This is a genomic window from Stutzerimonas stutzeri, from assembly GCF_051028275.1.
Classification (GTDB): Bacteria; Pseudomonadota; Gammaproteobacteria; order Pseudomonadales; family Pseudomonadaceae; genus Stutzerimonas; species Stutzerimonas stutzeri_AS.
Genome location: NZ_CP069269.1, coordinates 316631 through 333445 on the forward strand (window position 1 = coordinate 316631; position 16815 = coordinate 333445).

The 16815-nt window shown below is 62.5% G+C and carries 15 protein-coding genes; 7 read left to right on the forward strand and 8 right to left on the reverse strand.

The genetic code is table 11. The features are described from left to right. Positions 1 to 78: 78 nt before the first annotated feature. Positions 79 to 1473: a DUF2868 domain-containing protein gene (locus tag JQR87_RS01450; RefSeq protein WP_407293330.1), complete on the reverse strand. Its 1395-nt coding sequence runs from the start codon at positions 1471 to 1473 to the stop codon at positions 79 to 81. Positions 1474 to 1678: 205 nt separating this feature from the next. Here JQR87_RS01450 and JQR87_RS01455 point away from each other — a divergent pair, with 205 nt between their 5' ends. After that, positions 1679 to 1924, forward strand: a complete 246-nt coding sequence (locus JQR87_RS01455) for a DUF4282 domain-containing protein (protein ID WP_407293328.1) — start codon at positions 1679 to 1681, stop codon at positions 1922 to 1924. Between the two features lie 101 nt (positions 1925 to 2025). On the opposite strand, the gene JQR87_RS01460 is transcribed toward JQR87_RS01455, so the two are convergent. From JQR87_RS01460 to JQR87_RS01470, 3 genes are read right to left on the reverse strand one after another with little or no spacing between them, the layout of a single operon-like run. Then, positions 2026 to 3504: a tripartite tricarboxylate transporter permease gene (locus JQR87_RS01460; protein WP_407293326.1), complete on the reverse strand. Its 1479-nt coding sequence runs from the start codon at positions 3502 to 3504 to the stop codon at positions 2026 to 2028. Positions 3505 to 3528: 24 nt separating this feature from the next. Beyond that, on the reverse strand, positions 3529 to 4032 hold the full coding sequence (locus tag JQR87_RS01465) for a tripartite tricarboxylate transporter TctB family protein (protein ID WP_407293324.1): 504 nt from the start codon (positions 4030 to 4032) through the stop codon (positions 3529 to 3531). A 13-nt stretch (positions 4033 to 4045) separates the two neighbouring features. After that, positions 4046 to 5023 (reverse strand): Bug family tripartite tricarboxylate transporter substrate binding protein, encoded by a 978-nt coding sequence (locus JQR87_RS01470; RefSeq protein ID WP_434157860.1) that lies wholly within the window; start codon positions 5021 to 5023, stop codon positions 4046 to 4048. Between the two features lie 255 nt (positions 5024 to 5278). On the opposite strand from JQR87_RS01470, the gene JQR87_RS01475 reads away from it, so the two are divergent. Further along, on the forward strand, positions 5279 to 6472 hold the full coding sequence (locus tag JQR87_RS01475; protein ID WP_407293319.1) for a CaiB/BaiF CoA transferase family protein: 1194 nt from the start codon (positions 5279 to 5281) through the stop codon (positions 6470 to 6472). 87 nt (positions 6473 to 6559) lie between these two features. Here the strand turns inward: JQR87_RS01475 and JQR87_RS01480 are convergent, their stop codons facing one another. Then, the gene (locus tag JQR87_RS01480; protein WP_407293317.1) at positions 6560 to 7672 is read right to left on the reverse strand and encodes a glycerophosphodiester phosphodiesterase; all 1113 of its coding nucleotides are present in this window, start codon (positions 7670 to 7672) and stop codon (positions 6560 to 6562) included. Between the two features lie 153 nt (positions 7673 to 7825). Here JQR87_RS01480 and JQR87_RS01485 point away from each other — a divergent pair, with 153 nt between their 5' ends. Together JQR87_RS01485 and JQR87_RS01490 are read left to right on the forward strand one after the other, a co-directional pair. Further along, positions 7826 to 8341, forward strand: coding sequence for a dihydrofolate reductase (locus JQR87_RS01485; RefSeq protein WP_407293315.1), 516 nt, complete (start codon positions 7826 to 7828; stop codon positions 8339 to 8341). 91 nt (positions 8342 to 8432) lie between these two features. Further along, positions 8433 to 9080: a YitT family protein gene (locus JQR87_RS01490; RefSeq protein WP_407293313.1), complete on the forward strand. Its 648-nt coding sequence runs from the start codon at positions 8433 to 8435 to the stop codon at positions 9078 to 9080. A 4-nt stretch (positions 9081 to 9084) separates the two neighbouring features. On the opposite strand, the gene JQR87_RS01495 is transcribed toward JQR87_RS01490, so the two are convergent. Continuing rightward, positions 9085 to 9540 carry a metallophosphoesterase family protein gene (locus JQR87_RS01495; protein WP_407293311.1) on the reverse strand — a complete coding sequence of 152 codons (456 nt, stop codon included), beginning with the start codon at positions 9538 to 9540 and terminating at the stop codon, positions 9085 to 9087. A 105-nt stretch (positions 9541 to 9645) separates the two neighbouring features. Between JQR87_RS01495 and JQR87_RS01500 the strand changes: the two genes are divergently transcribed. Then, positions 9646 to 10764: an NAD(P)/FAD-dependent oxidoreductase gene (locus JQR87_RS01500; protein ID WP_407293309.1), complete on the forward strand. Its 1119-nt coding sequence runs from the start codon at positions 9646 to 9648 to the stop codon at positions 10762 to 10764. Here the strand turns inward: JQR87_RS01500 and JQR87_RS01505 are convergent, their stop codons facing one another. Then, positions 10765 to 12153 carry a uracil-xanthine permease family protein gene (locus tag JQR87_RS01505; protein WP_407293306.1) on the reverse strand — a complete coding sequence of 463 codons (1389 nt, stop codon included), beginning with the start codon at positions 12151 to 12153 and terminating at the stop codon, positions 10765 to 10767. A gap of 330 nt (positions 12154 to 12483) precedes the next feature. Here JQR87_RS01505 and JQR87_RS01510 point away from each other — a divergent pair, with 330 nt between their 5' ends. Beyond that, positions 12484 to 14184, forward strand: a complete 1701-nt coding sequence (locus JQR87_RS01510) for a DUF4153 domain-containing protein (protein WP_407293304.1) — start codon at positions 12484 to 12486, stop codon at positions 14182 to 14184. Positions 14185 to 14328: 144 nt separating this feature from the next. Beyond that, positions 14329 to 14688 (forward strand): DUF1090 domain-containing protein, encoded by a 360-nt coding sequence (locus JQR87_RS01515; protein WP_407293302.1) that lies wholly within the window; start codon positions 14329 to 14331, stop codon positions 14686 to 14688. A 199-nt stretch (positions 14689 to 14887) separates the two neighbouring features. On the opposite strand, the gene ilvD is transcribed toward JQR87_RS01515, so the two are convergent. Next, positions 14888 to 16726 carry a dihydroxy-acid dehydratase gene (ilvD, locus tag JQR87_RS01520; RefSeq protein WP_407293300.1) on the reverse strand — a complete coding sequence of 613 codons (1839 nt, stop codon included), beginning with the start codon at positions 16724 to 16726 and terminating at the stop codon, positions 14888 to 14890. Between the last annotated feature and the right edge of the window lie 89 nt (positions 16727 to 16815).

The following is a 16815-nucleotide window of genomic DNA, read 5'->3' on the forward strand; positions in this document are numbered from 1 at the left end:
CTTGCTGATGATCCCCGTTGCGAAGCGGTGGTTTTAATCGCCAGCAAGCTGGTACCTACGAGATGGATGACCAAACCATCATTCATGGCCGGTCTCCAACCAGCGCAGGGGTGCGCTGGTAGAGTGAGGCAACCCAAGGCCATCAAGCGCCTGGTGCCAATCCTGCAGTCGGTCACTGTCCAGCGCTTCGCCGACGGGCGGCTGCAGCAGCCAGACACGGCTCGCGGCAGCGCAACGGCTCAGCTCCCCAATCAGCGACAGCGTACCTCTATCTGGTGATCGACGCGGATCGCAGGCGATGGCCAGGCGTTGCGGCGGGAAACGGGTCAGCTGCTCGAGTATCCGGCGGCGTTGCTCACGATCATCCAGTACGCCGGCGTCGGCTACGCTGCTGGGCAGCTTCGGCGGCCAAGGGTGGCTCTGGTCCAACTCGATGCCGACAAGGACCGAGCCCTCGCTGCCGTCCAGTTGTGCGCCGGCGCTCGGTGCGTGCAACTGGTGCGGTGCCGAATCGCTGATACCGAGGCGTTCGCTGGGCGGTTGCAGGCGTTCGCGCAGCAGGCGGTAGGCTGGCAACTGCAAATCCAGACGCAGCAGAGCACGCCCGCGCCGCCAGCGCCACAGGCAGAACAGTGCCAGCAGCAAGCGCGGCAACAGGCCATAGATCAGCACCACGCCGACCAGCCAGCCGGCCCAGTTTTGGCGGGCGGTCTCGGCGCTGCTGTCGAGCGCGCCGCTTGCTCGGATCTGGTCAATGTCCGGTACGTTGAAGCCCAGCAGCGATGGCAACATGCCGAGCGCCTGGGTCAGGTTGATGAATGTCGCCTCGCCGAGAATGGTGGTTTCCCAGGCGAAGCCGTAGCGCCGTGTGGCGAGCAGCGCGAGTAAGGTCAGCAGGGCGCTGGTCATCGCCAGCAACCAGACCCCATGTACGCCCAGCCCCAGCAACCAGCGCCCAAGGCGCCGCTGTTCCAGTACTGCCAGTAGCGCGGGGGCCAACTGCACGGCTCGGGCATCGCGGGCGAGCTTTTCGCTGAGCCAGAGCCACAGCCGACCCAGGGCGCCGCCGCTGTCGCCGGCCAGCACGAAACCCGCCAGCCAGCCGAGCAACGTCAGCAGATTCAACCCGAGCAGGCTGCCCAGCGCCCAGAACACATTGACCGGTCGTACGCCGTCACCCAGCGCTGCAAGCGCCAGTCCGGCGCCCATGAACAGCGCCAGAAAACCCATTGCAAAGCCGGCAATTCGTGCAGCCTGGCGCCAGTGCCGCAGGGCTTCAACCAGACCGTCACGGCGTGCGAGCCACAGCGCCCGTGACTCGATCAGCTCTGACAGTTCTCCACCCTGTGCGCGTGCCTGGCGGTTGGCTTCAGAATCGTCCAGTGGCCCTGCGTGTTCTTCGCGTAGGCGCACGGCTTCGGTCAGCCAGAGACGGTCGAGGGGAGTCGGCGGCGATAGGGAAGGTTGGAGCACGCGGTTTCTCGTAAGGGGGCTCGGTCTCGAGGATAACCGTTGCTGGTTGAAAGAGTGAAATCAGTCATGCCGTGCGATCGAGGCGTCATGTACGATCCGCCGCCGATCTCTGATCGACCTGCGGCTTCGCCGCATCAACTGCCACGGATAGGCAGGTTCGCAAAGCACAGCTTGCAAAGCCTGCTTGCATAAAAAGGACTTAGTTATGAAAGACATCTTTTTCTTCGACTCCATGCTGACACCCAAGATCATCACTCTGCTCTACTGGGTTGGTCTGATCGGTGTGATCGTCTGTGGAGTCGCTGCCATGTTCGGTGTATTCGGCATGAACCTCTGGTCTGGGCTCGCTATTCTGATTGGCGGCTTGATCGGTATCCGTCTCTGGTGCGAGCTGCTGATCGTCATGTTCAAGATCAACGAGAATCTCAAGACGGTCGCCGCTCGGCAGTGACTTGACAGGGGCGGCGTCCTAGCCGCCCCTGTTCCCTCCAAGGCTATTCAGCCCGACACACCCTCACGGCGCCTTCTCGCCCTGCAATCGAAGCGCTATGCCTAGCCCGCCTTTATCCGGTCCTGCCAGTAGCGGCGAATCGCAAATATCAGCGACAGCGCGGTGAGCGCGATGAAGATCCAGGTGATGGGCCCGCGGAAGAAGATCATTGGATCGCCCCGTCCGATCAACAGCGTGCGCCGCAGATTGTCCTCGAACATCGGTCCGAGGATGAAGCCGAGCAGGAAGGGCGCGGTGGCGAAGCCGGTGCGGTTGAAGATGTAGCCGACCACCCCGAACAGCAGCATCAGACCGATATCGAACACGCTGTTGTTCACGGCGAACGAACCGTAGACGCAGAACATCAGCACGATGGGTAGCAGGATCGACTTGGGGATCTCGGCGACGAGCGAGAAGTACTTGATCACCCCGTGACCGACGAACAGCAGCACCGCCGAACTCAGCATAATCCCGCAGAACAGTGCGTAGACCAGCGTCAGGTTCTCCTGGAACAGCACCGGGCCGGGCGTCAGGCCGTGGATCATGAAGGCGCCAAGAATGATCGCCGTAATGACGTCACCCGGAATACCGAGCGAGAGCAGCGGAATCAGCGTCGCGCCGGCGACCCCGTTGTTGCCGGATTCCGAAGCGGCCACGCCTTCCAGTTCGCCCTTGCCGAAATTCTCGCGGTTGGGCGAGCGGCGCTTGGCTTCGCTGTAGGAAATGAACGCGGCGGCGGTTGCACCGGTGCCGGGCACTGCGCCGATGATCACGCCGATAAAGGAGCCGCGAACGATGGTTTTCAGGCTCGCTTTCAATTCCCTGAGCGTGAGTCCGACGCCGCTGGAGGTCGCTCGAACGTGCGGGGCTGCCTTCTTCAGGTAGAAGTCGATGACCTCCGGGACGGCGAACAGGCCGATCAGCAGCGGTACGAAGGAGATCCGATCCATCAGGTTGTAGTTGTCGAAGGTCAGGCGCTGGCTGCCGTAGACGACATCCATGCCGATCGAGGCGACGATGATTCCAAGGGCCGCTGCGATCAGACCTTTGATCGCAGACTCACCGGCAATCGAGACGATGATGGTGAGCGAAAAGCAGATGAGCCAGAAGAACTCCGGCGGGCCGAAGTTCAGTGCGATGTTCGCCAGGTAGGAGGCGAACAGGATCAGCGCCAGATTGGACAGCACGTCGGCGATGCATGACGAGTAGAGCGCCATTTGCAGCGCCTTCTTCGCCTTGCCCTGTTGAGTCAGCGGATATCCGTCGAGCAGTGTGCAAGCTGCGGCGGGTGAACCGGGCGTATGGATGAGGATGGCCGTGATCGAACCACCGTACATGCCGCCCTTGTAGATGCCCACCAGCAGAAGGATGGCCGTCACCGGTTCGAGGGTAAAGGTGAAGGGCAGAGCGAGAGCAACGGCCATGGTTGCGGTCAGGCCGGGGATAGCGCCCACCACGACGCCGATCAGCACGCCAACGCCGATCGCGATGAAGTTATCGACGCTCAGGAACAGGCTCAGGACTTCGGAAAGATGTTCCATGCGGTCACTCGCTAAAGGGGCAGGTCATTCCCAAAGCGTGCCGGATGGCAGCGGGACGTTCAGTACGTGAATGAATAGCAGGCTCACCAGCCCCGGCAGAATGATCGCCAGCAGATAGAGCCAGGGTTTGCGCACCGGGTGCGCGGCGAACAGCAGCAGGGTGCCGAGAATGCCGGCGGCAATGGCGCCGATGGGTTCGAACAGCAGCCAGTAGGCGGCCAGCCCGGCGAGCATCAGCAGCCAGCGCCGAGGCTGCGCTGATTCCCTACCTGCCTCGCTCTGCACGGGTGGCGGCGGGCGCAAGCAGCCCTCAATGATCAGGCCTAGCGACAGTACAGCGACCAACCAACCGGCCACGCTGGGTAGCCAGCGTGGCGACTGCATGGGGTTGTCCACCATGGGCGCCTCGTCGATGTGATTCGGCACCAGATAGAACAGAAACACCAGCGCGGCCACCAGCCAGAACGCGCCGAGCAGGGTGTTGATATTGGCCCAGCGCGGGCGACCATTGGACGCGGCAGCGGTCATGGCGGTCCTCCGCTTATTGCAGCTCGGCTTGCCCAGCGACGCGCTGCCAGCGCTGGACGTCCTGCTCGACATAGTCACGGAACGCATCGCCTTCTTCGGTTGCTGGCTCACCGCCTATCTGCGCAACGAAATCCTTGAAGCTCTGGTCCTGCGTGACCTTGTCCAGCGCGGTCTGTAGCGTCTCGACGGCCTGGTCGGACATCTTGTCGTCGGCGATCAGGCCGAACCAGGCAGTCGTGACGAAGTCGCCGAGACCAAGGTCGGCGCCGATCTTGGACAGCGGCTTGACGTCCGGCAGGTAGGGAGAGGGTTCGGCAGACGTAACGGCCAGTGCCTTGAGCTTGCCCGACTTGATGTGGGGCAGCACGGTCGGCATGTTCTCGAACGATACGTCGACGTCACCGCTGAGTAGCGCCGGCAGTGCCTCGCCGCTGCCTCGGAAGGGGACGTGCGTCATCTGCGTGTCGGTCATGGTCTTGAACAATTCGCCGGACATGTGAATCGAGCTGCCGACACCTGCAGAGCTGAAGGTCATCTCTTTGGTTTTGGCGGCTTCGATGAATTCCTCGACCGTGTTGTAGGGGCTGTCGGCGGGCACCACCATGACGTTGGGAATTTCGATAACGTTACGGATGAATTTGAAGTCCTTCACCGGCTCGTAGGGCAGATTCTTGTAGATGACCGGGCCGATGGTATGGCCGGGCGAGGCCATCAGGATCGTGTGATCCGCGCCGCGTCCGCCGCGTGCGAGTTGCCCGGTAGCCATGGTCGAGCCGGCGCCGGGTCGGTTCTCGACCACTACGGTGCCGATCTGCTGTTGCAGCAGGTCGGCGACCTTGCGTGACAGGATGTCGGTGGTCCCGCCGGGGGCGTAAGGCACCACCATGCGGACGGTGTCGGTGGGCCATTCGGCCGCCTGAGCGATCGATGCGAATGGAAGCGTGACGCCCAGGGCGAGCACGCTCAGGGCGCGCTTGAAGGTCGAGATCATCAGTGTCATTCCTGTCTTGTAGTTATTGTGCACGTTCACTGGCGAACGCTGCGCCAGCAACGCAAACCCAGTGCAGGTGGGTGGTCATGGCTGGTAGTTCAGGCATGACCACCTTAAAGGATCGGACCGCGAACGAATCCCTAGCGGATGTAAATCCTGTTCGGTAATCGCACAGTCGTTCGGCTACCACCCGTTGTGGTTTGGACCTGCTTGGGTCACCTTCGTCTCATGTCATCAGCAATACAGGAGGCGCCGATGGGCGTTTTGCAGGGCATCAAGGTGCTGGACCTGACACGCATCCTCGCCGGCCCATGGTCGACCATGGCTCTGGCGGACCTCGGTGCCGAGATCTGGAAAATCGAAAGCCTGGAGGGTGGCGACGACACTCGAAGCTGGATGCCTCCGGCTGTCGCCGGTATATCCACCTATTACCTCAGCGCCAATCGGAACAAGCAGAGCCTGGCGGTGGACATGCGCTCTCCCCAGGGCCGCCAGCTGATACTGGAGCTCGCAGCGCAGGCTGATGTGATCGTGGAGAACTTTCTTCCGGCGAGCCTCAAGCGGCTGGGACTGGATTATGGCGTGCTCTCGGCCATCAATCCGCGACTGATTCATTGCTCGATCACCGGTTATGGCCACAACAACCCGTTGGAAAACCGGCCGGGCTACGACTTCATCATTCAGGCCGAGAGCGGCTTCATGTCCATCACTGGCGAGCAGGAAGGCGAGCCGATGCGCCTGGGTGTGGCATTCGTCGATCTGGTGACGGGCATGAACGCGGTACAGGGGATTCTCGCTGCCCTGTACGAGCGCGAGAAATCCGGCCTGGGCCAGGCGGTGGACATTGCATTGTCTGACAGTGCGCTGCATTTCCTGGCCAATGTCGCTTCCGGCTACCTGAACACGGGCAACGTACCGCAGCGCTTCGGCAATGCTCACGCCAGCATCGTCCCCTATCAGCTGTTCAACACTGCCGACGGCCGGATTGCGCTGGCGGTTGGTAATGACGAGCAATACCGCCGGTTGTGTCAGGACGTGCTCGATCGACCGGAGCTCTACAGCGACCCGCGTTTCACCCAGAACAAGGGACGCACCGAACACCGCAGCGAATTGCTGGCGCTGTTGCAGGGGGCGTTCGATGAGTGGACCAGCGAGACTCTGATCGCCGCGCTTCGTGACCGCGGCATTCCGGTCGGCGAGTTGAAGAATGTGGCTCAGGCGTTCGACTCCGAACCGGCCCGCTACCGAGATTTGGTGATCAGCGCGGAACATCCCGTGGCGGGAGACGTGCGGATGGTGCGCAGCCCGTTGCGGCTGTCGCGCACTCCGACGGTGGCGCCGAAAGCGCCGCCGCTGCACGGTCAGCACACCGACAGCGTGCTTGGCCGTGTGCTCGGCAAAAGCGAAGCGGAACTGGCGCAGCTGCGCCAGGCGGGCGTGATCGGCTGACTGGCTCGGTCAATGCCCATCACGTCGAATAGCAACGCGGGTGCGGCATCTGCCCGGCCATCCTGACCAGGCAGATGCCGCTGGGCGTTACTGTCCGCGGACTTTAACCGCGATGTCCGGCTGATCGATGAACAGCCCGTCGATGCCTGCGTCGAGGAAGGCCTGGATGTCGGCCTCGACATTGCCGCGCTGGGCTGGCGAGTCACCCTTGCGCAGGTTGGTCGGCAGGAACACGTTCTCGGCGCGGAAGGTGTACGGGTGCACCTTCAGGCCCGCCGCGTGTGCGTTCGGCACGAAGTCGGTGGGCTGGCCCAGATTGCCGTTGGCGTCACGCGGGATGATGTAGCTCTTCTCCGGGCCGACGCCGGCCGCATAACGTGAGATCGCCTTGAGCCCGTCGGCGGTGGCCATCTGGGCGTAGGTCAAGTCGGTGCCACGTACCTGCTGGTCGTAGGGCTGACCGCCGCCAAACAGCTGGACCAGGCGCAGCTGTGTCAGGCCGCTAAGCGTCTTCAGGTTGTCTACCTCGAACGACTGGATGTAGACCGGCGCATTACGACCGGCGTAACCGTTGCGATGAAGAATGCTCACCAATGGCTTTTCCATCGCCAGGCCAAGCTTCTGGAAGTGCGTCGGGTGCTTCGTTTCCGGGTAGAGCCCGATGCGGCGGCGCTCGCTCAGCTGCATGGTTTTCACCAGATCGATGATTTCCTGAAGCGTCGGGATCTCCAGACTGCCGTCGAGCCGAGCGTTGCCTGGACGAATCGTCGGGATGCGTTCGATGGCGCGCAGCGTCTTCAGCTCGGCCAGGGTAAAGTCTTCACTGAACCAGCCGGTGAGCTTCACACCGTCGACCATCTGCGTGCGCTTGCGGTCGGCAAACTCAGGGCGCTGCGACACATCCGTGGTCAGCCCCAACTCGTTGTCGTGACGGGCTACCAGCTGGCCGTCTCGGGTCATGACCAGATCGGGTTCGACGTAATCGGCACCCTGCAGAATCGCCAGCGCGTAGGAGGCAAGGGTGTGCTCCGGCACGTAGCCGCTCGCGCCGCGGTGGGCGATAACCAGTGGGTAGGGCTCGTCGCGACCGTTCTTGGCAGCAACCGAAGCATCGGGTGTGGCAGCAAACGCAGCGATCGGCAGCAGCAGGCTGCAGGCGGCAAACAAATGGCTAAGGGTGAGGCGGCTGTGGCGGGCCATTGCGGGCGTCTCCATGGAAGGGGAGCGGTTAGCCTGAAGCCTATCAGTGACGACGGCTTGACGCTTCGGTAAAGCAAACATGACCGTTTGATGATGTTGACATGTATCTGACGGCGCTGACTGCCTGGCGGGCGCTCTGCTATCCTCGCCGCCATGAATCAGACCTCCCTTCCCCTCGCAATGATTGCGGCCCTGGCGGACAACCGCGTGATCGGGCTGGACAACAAGATGCCTTGGCATCTGCCGGCCGACCTCAAGCACTTCAAGGCCAAGACTCTTGGCAAGCCGATCATCATGGGTCGCAAGACCTGGGATTCGCTGGGCCGCCCGTTGCCGGGCCGCCTGAATCTAGTGGTCAGTCGTCAGCAAGGCCTGCAACTCGACGGTGCCGAAACCTTCACCGATCTCGAATCGGCTATGACTCGTGCCGAGGAGTGGGCACGCGAGCAGGGCGTCGACGAGTTGATGCTCATTGGCGGCGCGCAACTCTACGCCCAGGCGCTGGGCCAGGCGCAGCGGCTCTATCTCACGCGCATCGAGGCGAGCCCCGAGGGTGATGCATTTTTCCCGGCCTATGACGAAGCCCAATGGGCTCGCGTCGACAGCGAGGCGCACCCAGCCGAGGGTGAAGCGCCGGCGTATCGTTTCGAGACCTGGCAGCGACGCTGACCGGAGGTCTTTTCCAGTCATCTTGACCGGCGCCAACGCCTGACCTGGCGCCCGGCTCCACAATCGCTCCGCTTCGCTACGAGAATTTTCCATGCAGCACAACACGCCGGACGCCGAGCAGGCGGAAACCGTTGCCGCCATATTCGTCCGTCATCCGCTCTGGGAGGACGCACTTGCGCTGCTACTGGGCACCGCCATGGTGGCGCTGGGCATCGCCTTTTACGGCCACGCCGGGCTGTTGACCGGCGGCACGGTCGGTTTGGCCTTTTTGCTCAAATACGTTGCCGGTTGGCCATTCGGATTGGTCTTCTTCACCCTGAACATCCCGTTTTACCTGTTGGCTATCTGGCGCATGGGCTGGAACTTCACGCTGCGCACCGTCATAGCGGTGGGTCTGGTGTCGCTGCTCGCCGAGCTGACCCCTAACTGGATCCGCTTTGCCGAGCTGAACATCTATTACGCCGCGCTGTTCGGCGGCTTCGCCATGGGGGTCGGGTTGCTGATGCTGTTCCGTCATCGGGCCAGCCTCGGTGGGGTGAACATCCTTGCCCTGTTTCTGCAGGAACGCGTCGGCTTGCGCGCCGGAACCTTTCAGATGGGCGTCGATGCGCTGATCGTGCTGGCGGCCGTATTCATCGTGCCGCCAGAAAAGCTTGCGCTGTCAGTGCTAGGCGCCGTGGCGCTGAATCTGGTGCTGGCCATCAACCACCGCAGTGATCGCTACATGGGCGTGAGCTGAGCGGTCAACCCAGCGTCACCAGCTGCGCGCGCGGCTGGCCGTCCTCGATATCCAGCAGCGCCAGGCTGATGGGCAATTTGAAGCGGCGGCGGCCTGCGCTCCCCGGGTTTAGGTAGAGCACGCCGTTGGCCTGCTCGATCTTGGGCTGGTGCGAATGCCCGGTGATCACCACGTCGACCTTCTCGGCAATCGGGTCGATGCTCATCGTCTTGACGTCATGGGTGATATGCATGCGCAGCCCGCCGATTTCCAGATCGAGCCGGTCGGGAATGGTCGAGGCCCAGTCAGCGCTGTCCACGTTGCCTCGGATCGCGTCGAGCGGCGCCAGCTCGCGCAACTTGTCGAGCACCTCGGGTTTGCCAATGTCACCGGCGTGGATAATGCGCTCGCAACCCTGCAGCGCGGCGAGCGCTTCAGGGCGCAGCAAGCCGTGAGTGTCGGAAATGACGCCGATGCGCATGCTGGCTCCCTTTTTCAATCCGTGTCTGAAGGTTGGGCAAGCGAAGCTTGGCCGTGGTTCGATCTTGCGGCAGTCTGACGCTCGCCTAATCGAAGGGGAACGGGAATGGAGCAGGTTGATTGCGTCGTGATCGGTGCTGGCGTGGTGGGGCTCGCGGTAGCGCGCACCTTGGCCCAGGCTGGACGCGAAGTTCTGATACTGGAAGCCGAGGCGGCCATCGGCACGGGAACCAGCTCGCGCAATAGCGAAGTCATTCATGCCGGGATTTACTATCCGCAAGGTTCGTTGAAGGCACGGCTGTGTGTCGCTGGGCGGGATGCGCTTTATGCGTTCTGTGACAGCCACGGCGTCCCGTACCGGCGCTGCGGCAAGCTGATCGTCGCCACCGATGAATCGCAGGTGACGGGACTCGACGCGTTACAGGTACATGCCCTGGCCAACGGCGTAAACGACCTGCAGCGGCTCAACGGCACCGAGCTGAAGGCGTTGGAGCCGCAGCTCAATGCCTTGGCCGGCCTGCTGTCGCCCAGCACCGGCATCGTCGACAGTCACGCGTTGATGCTGGCGTTGCAGGGCGATGCCGAAGCGGCGGGTGCGCTGCTGGCGTTGCTGGCGCCGGTGGGGGCGGTCGAGGTGAAGGCTGACGGCCTGAAGCTGGACGTCGGTGGGGCTGAGCCGATGATCCTGCTTGCCAAAACGTTAATAAATTGCGCAGGCCACGCTGCTCCGGCGATTGCGGCGCGCACCAAGGGGTTGCCTGCCGAAAGGGTGCCGCCGCGCTATTTCGCCAAAGGCAGTTATTTCAGCCTGGCCACTGCTACGCCATTTCACCATCTGGTCTATCCGCTTCCCGAGCCCGGCGGGCTGGGCGTGCACCTGACGCTGGACCTCGGCGGACAGGCGCGTTTCGGCCCTGATGTCGAGTGGGTCGACAGCCTCGATTATTCGTTGGATGAAAGTCGAGCTGACCGTTTCTATGCTGCGATCCGGCGGTACTGGCCGGCATTGCCCGATGGCGCGCTGCAACCGGCCTATACCGGCATTCGCCCGAAAATCAGCGGGCCCGGCGAGCCGGCTGCGGACTTTCGCATCGACGGGCCTGCCGAGCATGGTATCGCGGGGCTGGTGAATCTGTTTGGCATCGAGTCACCAGGGCTGACTGCCGCCCTGGCGATTGCCGACGAGGTCTGCCAGCGCCTCGCCGAGGAGGCACGTGGCGGCTGATCAGAGCGGATCCTGCTCTGCGTTTGCCGGCGACTCGGGCAGGAACCAGTTCATCAGCAAGGCACAGATGCCCCCGGTGGCCACGCCGGATTCCAGTACGTTGCGCAGCGCTACCGGCAGGTTGGCAAGGAACTCCGGGACCTGGGAAAAGCCCAGACCCAGCGCCAGCGAGACCGAGATGATCAGCAGCGCGCGGCGATCCAGTTGAATGCCGGCAAGAATATTGATGCCGGCTGCTGCTACCGCACCGAACATTACCAGCGCAGCGCCGCCGAGCACCGGCTCGGGCACGGCCTGCAGTACGCCGGCAACTGCCGGGAACAGCCCGAGAATCACCAGCATCACCGCGATCCACATGCCCACGTAGCGGCTGGCGATTCCGGTGAGCTGGATGATGCCGTTGTTCTGTGCGAACACGGAGCTGGGGAAGGTATTGAAAAAGCCCGCCAGCAGCGAGTTGGCGCCATTGACCAGCACGCCGCCCTTGATGCGCTGCATCCACAGCGGGCCCTCCACCGGCTGGCGCGAAAGCTTGCTGGTGGCGGTAATGTCGCCGATGGCTTCGAGTGACGTGACCAGGTAGATCACCACCATGGGAATGAACAGGCTCCAGGAAAAGCCGAGGCCGAAGTGCAGCGGCATCGGCACCTCGAACAGCTCGGCTTCGCGCATGCCCGTGAAGTCCAGGCGGCCCAGGTAGGCGGACAGCGCATAGCCGATGGCGAGCGCAATGATGATGGCGCAGCTGCGCATCCACTGTACCGGCAGGCGGTTAAGCACCACGATGGCGGCCAGCACCACGCCGGACAGCATCAGGTTCTCGCGGCTGGCGAAGGTACCGTCACCCATGGCCGCGTAGCCACCGCCCATGCTGATCAGCCCGACCTTGATCAACGTCAGGCCGATCATCAGTACGACGATGCCGGTCACCAAAGGTGTGATCAGCCGCTTGATGAACGGCAGTACGCGCGAGACGCCCATTTCGATAAAGGAACCAGCAATCACCACGCCGAAGATCGCCGCCATGACGCCTTCGACCGGCGTGCCTTGCCCCACCATCAGCACGCCGCCCGCAATCAGCGGCCCAACGAAATTGAAACTGGTGCCCTGCACGATCAACAACCCGGCACCGAGCGGGCCGAAGCGTTTGCATTGAACGAAGGTGGCGATGCCGGAGATCACCAGCGACATCGACACGATGATATTGGTGTCACGTGGCGATACGCCGATGGCTTGGCAGATCAGCAACCCCGGCGTGACGATCGGCACGATGATCGCCAGCAGATGCTGCAGGGCTGCGAGAAAAGCGATCCATGGGCGGGGCTGGTCGTCGAGACCGTAGACCAGATCGTTACGAAGCTCGTCAGGGGAGGACTTCACCGCGCTCATCGCATGCTCCAGCAAAAAAGAGCGCGATTCTACGTGTCCGCGTCGAAGACGCACAGCCGAACCTGTCGCCTAGGGGCAGCCTGTAATCAGCGAACGGACACGCAAGACCGGGGCATGAAGGCCACCGCCGCCGGCACGTCCCTTTGTTGGCCTTTTCGATTGGCTGATCCGACTCGGTCACACTCGAGCAGGCATCACGTTGCGGCGGACTGCGCGGCCCCATAATTTGCTGCGCAGCTCGCAGTGGTGCCCAGATACAGCGCCACACGAAGCGGATCACTTATCAACGGCCCTGTTGACCCTATGCGGTCACCAACTGAAGGAATGGACATGCATCCCGATAGTGAAAGAAGACCCCTCGTGGCGTATCTGGCACTGGGCCTGTTGCAGGGTGTAACGCTGTGGATGGCGGGCGAACACTGGCCGCACGGGCCAGTCTGGCGGGCGTTCTGCTCGGCCCTGATCATGCTGATCGTTGTGGGAGGCTGGCAGTTACAGATGCTTTGGGGCCAGTTACGCGAGGCGGAGCGATGGAAGCTGCTGCTCCCTGCGGTTCAGTTCGACCAGCCGCGTTGGTATCACTTCGACGAAATGACCGGCACGCTGTTGCTATGGAGTCAGCTGGCGCTGGCCTACATTCTCACCCCGTTTATTCAGGCGCGGGAGTCTGCGCATCACTGGCGCTTCGACTACAGCGCGTTGTATCGACACGCTGGGAACAACGGCTTGCTGCTGTTCATGGCGTTCGTGATGCTCGGTGTCTTCTGGTTGCTGATCTGGCTCTGGGCGGGCCTGTTCAACATGCTTGGGGTTGATGAGTTCAAGCGGCTCTTCGACTCGTCCGGCTTTGTCTGGATTGCCAGCGCTGCTGTTATCGCCGCCGGACTGCACATTGGACAGGAGCGTGGCCAGGTCATCGATGCGCTGCGCAATGTGCTGCAAGCCATGTGTCGTTTTCTGCTTCCGCTGACCGTGGTGATCCTGCTCCTGTTCGTGGTCTTCCTGCCGTTTACCGGCCTGGCTCCGCTCTGGGCGACACGCCACGCGACGCCGATTCTTCTGGCGTTGGTATTCGCGCATATCGCATTGCTCAACGGGGTTGTGCAGGACGGGCAGCAGACGTCCCATTACCCTCGTTTTTTGCGGCTGTTGGCGGATGCCAGCTCGCTGTGCCTGCCGTTACTGGCTGGCCTCGCAATGCATGCGCTGTGGCTTCGAATCGACCAGTACGGGCTGACGCCGGACCGTGTATTGGCTGCGCTCCTGGCGCTCATAGCGATGGTGCATGGCCTGGCACTGGTGCGGGCGGTGCTCCGGCGTGATGCCGCCTGGCTGAGTGGTCTGCGTCAGAGCAACCCGCTTTTGGCGTTGTTCGCGGCCTGCCTGTTGGTGCTGATGCATGTGCCGATGCTGAGCCCTCTGCAACTGAGCGCAGCCAATCAGTATCAGCGTCTGCTGAATGACGAGGTGTCAGTCGAACGAACCGATATGGGCGCGCTGCGCTTTCAGCTGGGCGAGCCGGGGCGGCGCTATCTGCAGGCGCTGCGTGCGCAACTCACCGAGCCGGGGGCGGACGAGACGCGGCGTATACGTCTGCACGCCGATCTTCAGCGGCTCGATCAATCGGATAACTATTGGGCCTGGAAAAACGAGCAGGAAATCGCGACGGTGCCGCCAATGCCCTGGATTGGCGAGCCGCTGGCGGATACCGACGGGTCGCTATTCCGGGCGATCGGCGCTCAGCGTTGCAGAACCGTCGGGTGTGGTCTGGTCGCTGTCGATCTAGACGGGGACGGCCATCCGGAAGTGCTGGTGTTGGGCGATCATCAGCCGAAATCTATCCCGGTTCTAGGTCGTGACGACGAAAGCGGCTGGCGGTGGATCGGCCGTTTACAGCCCACGGGCGGGCAGGCGCTTGATGATGAAACGCTTGCCGGAAAACTGGGAAGCGGTGCATTCAAGGTTATAGCGCCGCGCTATCAGGCGCTGGAGGTCGACGGAATCATCCTTGAGCCAGTGATCGGACAATAGCGTTGCAGCTCGATCGAACCGTTACGACGGATCTTCGAGGTGTCATGCCGTTCTGATCCAGGACAGTCAGCCTATGTTCTGGGCGCTGCATATCAAGGGCCTACGCCGGTGCTAGCGTTCGTACAGCCACGAGGAGTTCCGTAAATGAAATACGCAATCGCCATCCCCTGTTTGATGATCGTGGTAGGGCTCGCTCAAGCCCGCGAGCATTGCGCGGATAAGGAGGCCGCAATCGGCAGTCAGCTGGAGCAGGCACGCAAACAGGGCAACGATGGGCGTATCCGCGGGCTGGAAACTGCATTGAGGAACGTTCGGGCGCACTGCACCGATGCGGGGTTGCAGGCTGAAAGGCAGAAGGCAATTGATGACGCGCGCGATGAGGTGGCCGAACGTGAAGCCGATTTACGAGATGCGCTACGCGAAGGCTCGGCCGAAAAAATCGAAAAACGCCAAAGCAAGCTAGCGGAGGCGCAAGACGAATTGCGTGAAGCGCTGGCGGACTAACTACCTCCAGGGCAAAGACCATGCATCGCTCCACTGCAGGCCTCGAGCTGCATATGGCCGTGTTAACGCAGCAGCCCGCTCCGCCGCACCTGATGCGCGCAGCCATTCCTTGACGTCGATTCGATCATCACTGATCGAAACGACGAGCCCGGCACTTGGCCGGGCTCGTCGTGAATAGCAGCTAGCGCGTGGATAACGATCAGCCGTCCAGCATCGCCTTGTTGCGCACTGCGCCCTTGTCTGCGCTGGTGGCGAGCAGGGCGTAGGCCTTGAGTGCGGTGGTCACTTTACGCGCGCGGGGTGCGGCGGGTTTCCAGCCTTTCTTGTCCTGCTCGATGCGGCGGTGGGACAGCTCTTCATCGCTGACCTGCAGCTGGATGCTGCGGTTGGGGATGTCGATCAGTACCTTGTCGCCGTCCTGCACCAGACCAATGGCGCCGCCTGCTGCGGCTTCCGGGGAGGCATGGCCAATGGACAGACCCGAGGTGCCGCCGGAGAAGCGACCATCGGTGAGCAGCGCGCAAGCCTTGCCCAGCCCTTTAGACTTCAGGTACGACGTCGGGTAGAGCATTTCCTGCATGCCCGGGCCGCCTTTCGGGCCTTCGTAGCGAATGATGACAATGTCGCCGGCCTTCACTTCGTCGTTGAGGATGCCCTTAACGGCGCTGTCCTGGCTTTCGAAGATTTTCGCCGTGCCTTCGAAGACATGAATGGATTCATCCACGCCTGCAGTTTTCACCACACAGCCGTCCAAGGCGATGTTGCCGTACAGCACGGCGAGGCCGCCTTCCTGGGAATAGGCGTGCTCGACACTACGGATGCAGCCTTCGGCGCGGTCCAGGTCCAGGGTGTCCCAACGGGTCGACTGGCTGAATGCCGTCTGCGTCGGGATACCGGCAGGTCCCGCCTTGAAGAAGGTGTGTACCGCTTCGTCCTGGGTCTGGGTGATGTCCCACTGGGCGATGGCTTCAGCCATGGTCCGGCTGTGCACCGTCGGCACATCGGTGTGCAGCAGGCCGCCACGGGCCAGTTCGCCAAGGATGGAGAAGATGCCGCCGGCGCGGTGCACGTCTTCCATGTGGTACTTCTGGATGTTCGGCGCGACCTTGCACAGCTGCGGCACCTTGCGCGACAAGGCGTCGATGGCGCGCAGGTCGAAGTCGACCTCGGCTTCCTGAGCCGCGGCCAGCAGATGGAGGATGGTGTTGGTCGAGCCGCCCATGGCGATATCGAGTGTCATCGCGTTCTCGAACGCGCGGCGGCTGGCGATGTTGCGCGGCAGAACCGATTCGTCGCCTTCGCCGTAGTACCGCTGGCACAGCTCGACGACCGTACGGCCGGCGCGCAGGAACAGCTGTTCGCGGTCGCTGTGGGTAGCCAGGGTCGAACCGTTTCCGGGCAGGGCTAGCCCTAAGGCTTCGGCCAGGCAGTTCATGGAGTTGGCGGTGAACATACCGGAGCAGCTGCCGCAGGTCGGGCAAGCGCTGCGCTCGTACTCGGCAACCTTCTCATCGCTGGCGCTTTCATCGGCGGCGATGACCATGGCGTCGACCAGGTCCAGGCCGTGGCTGGCGAGTTTGGTTTTGCCGGCTTCCATCGGGCCGCCAGAGACGAACACCACCGGGATGTTCAGGCGCAGCGCAGCCATCAGCATGCCGGGGGTGATCTTGTCGCAGTTGGAGATGCAGACGATGGCGTCGGCGCAATGCGCGTTGACCATGTATTCGACCGAGTCGGCGATGATCTCGCGTGACGGCAGCGAATAGAGCATGCCGTCGTGGCCCATGGCGATGCCGTCATCGACCGCGATGGTGTTGAATTCCTTGGCGACGCCACCGTGCTTTTCGATCTCACGGGCGACCAGCTGGCCCAGATCCTTCAGATGCACATGACCAGGCACGAACTGGGTAAAGGAGTTGGCGATGGCGATGATCGGCTTCTTGAAGTCTTCGTCCTTCATGCCGGTGGCACGCCACAGCGCGCGGGCACCGGCCATGTTGCGGCCGTGCGTGGAGGTTTTCGAGCGGTAATCGGGCATGACGGTTCCTGCGGCTAATCAGCTGATCGAATAGTGCTTATGGTGAGCGTCACCTGTACCGCGTGCAACGGCAGGTGACCGTGCGTGCG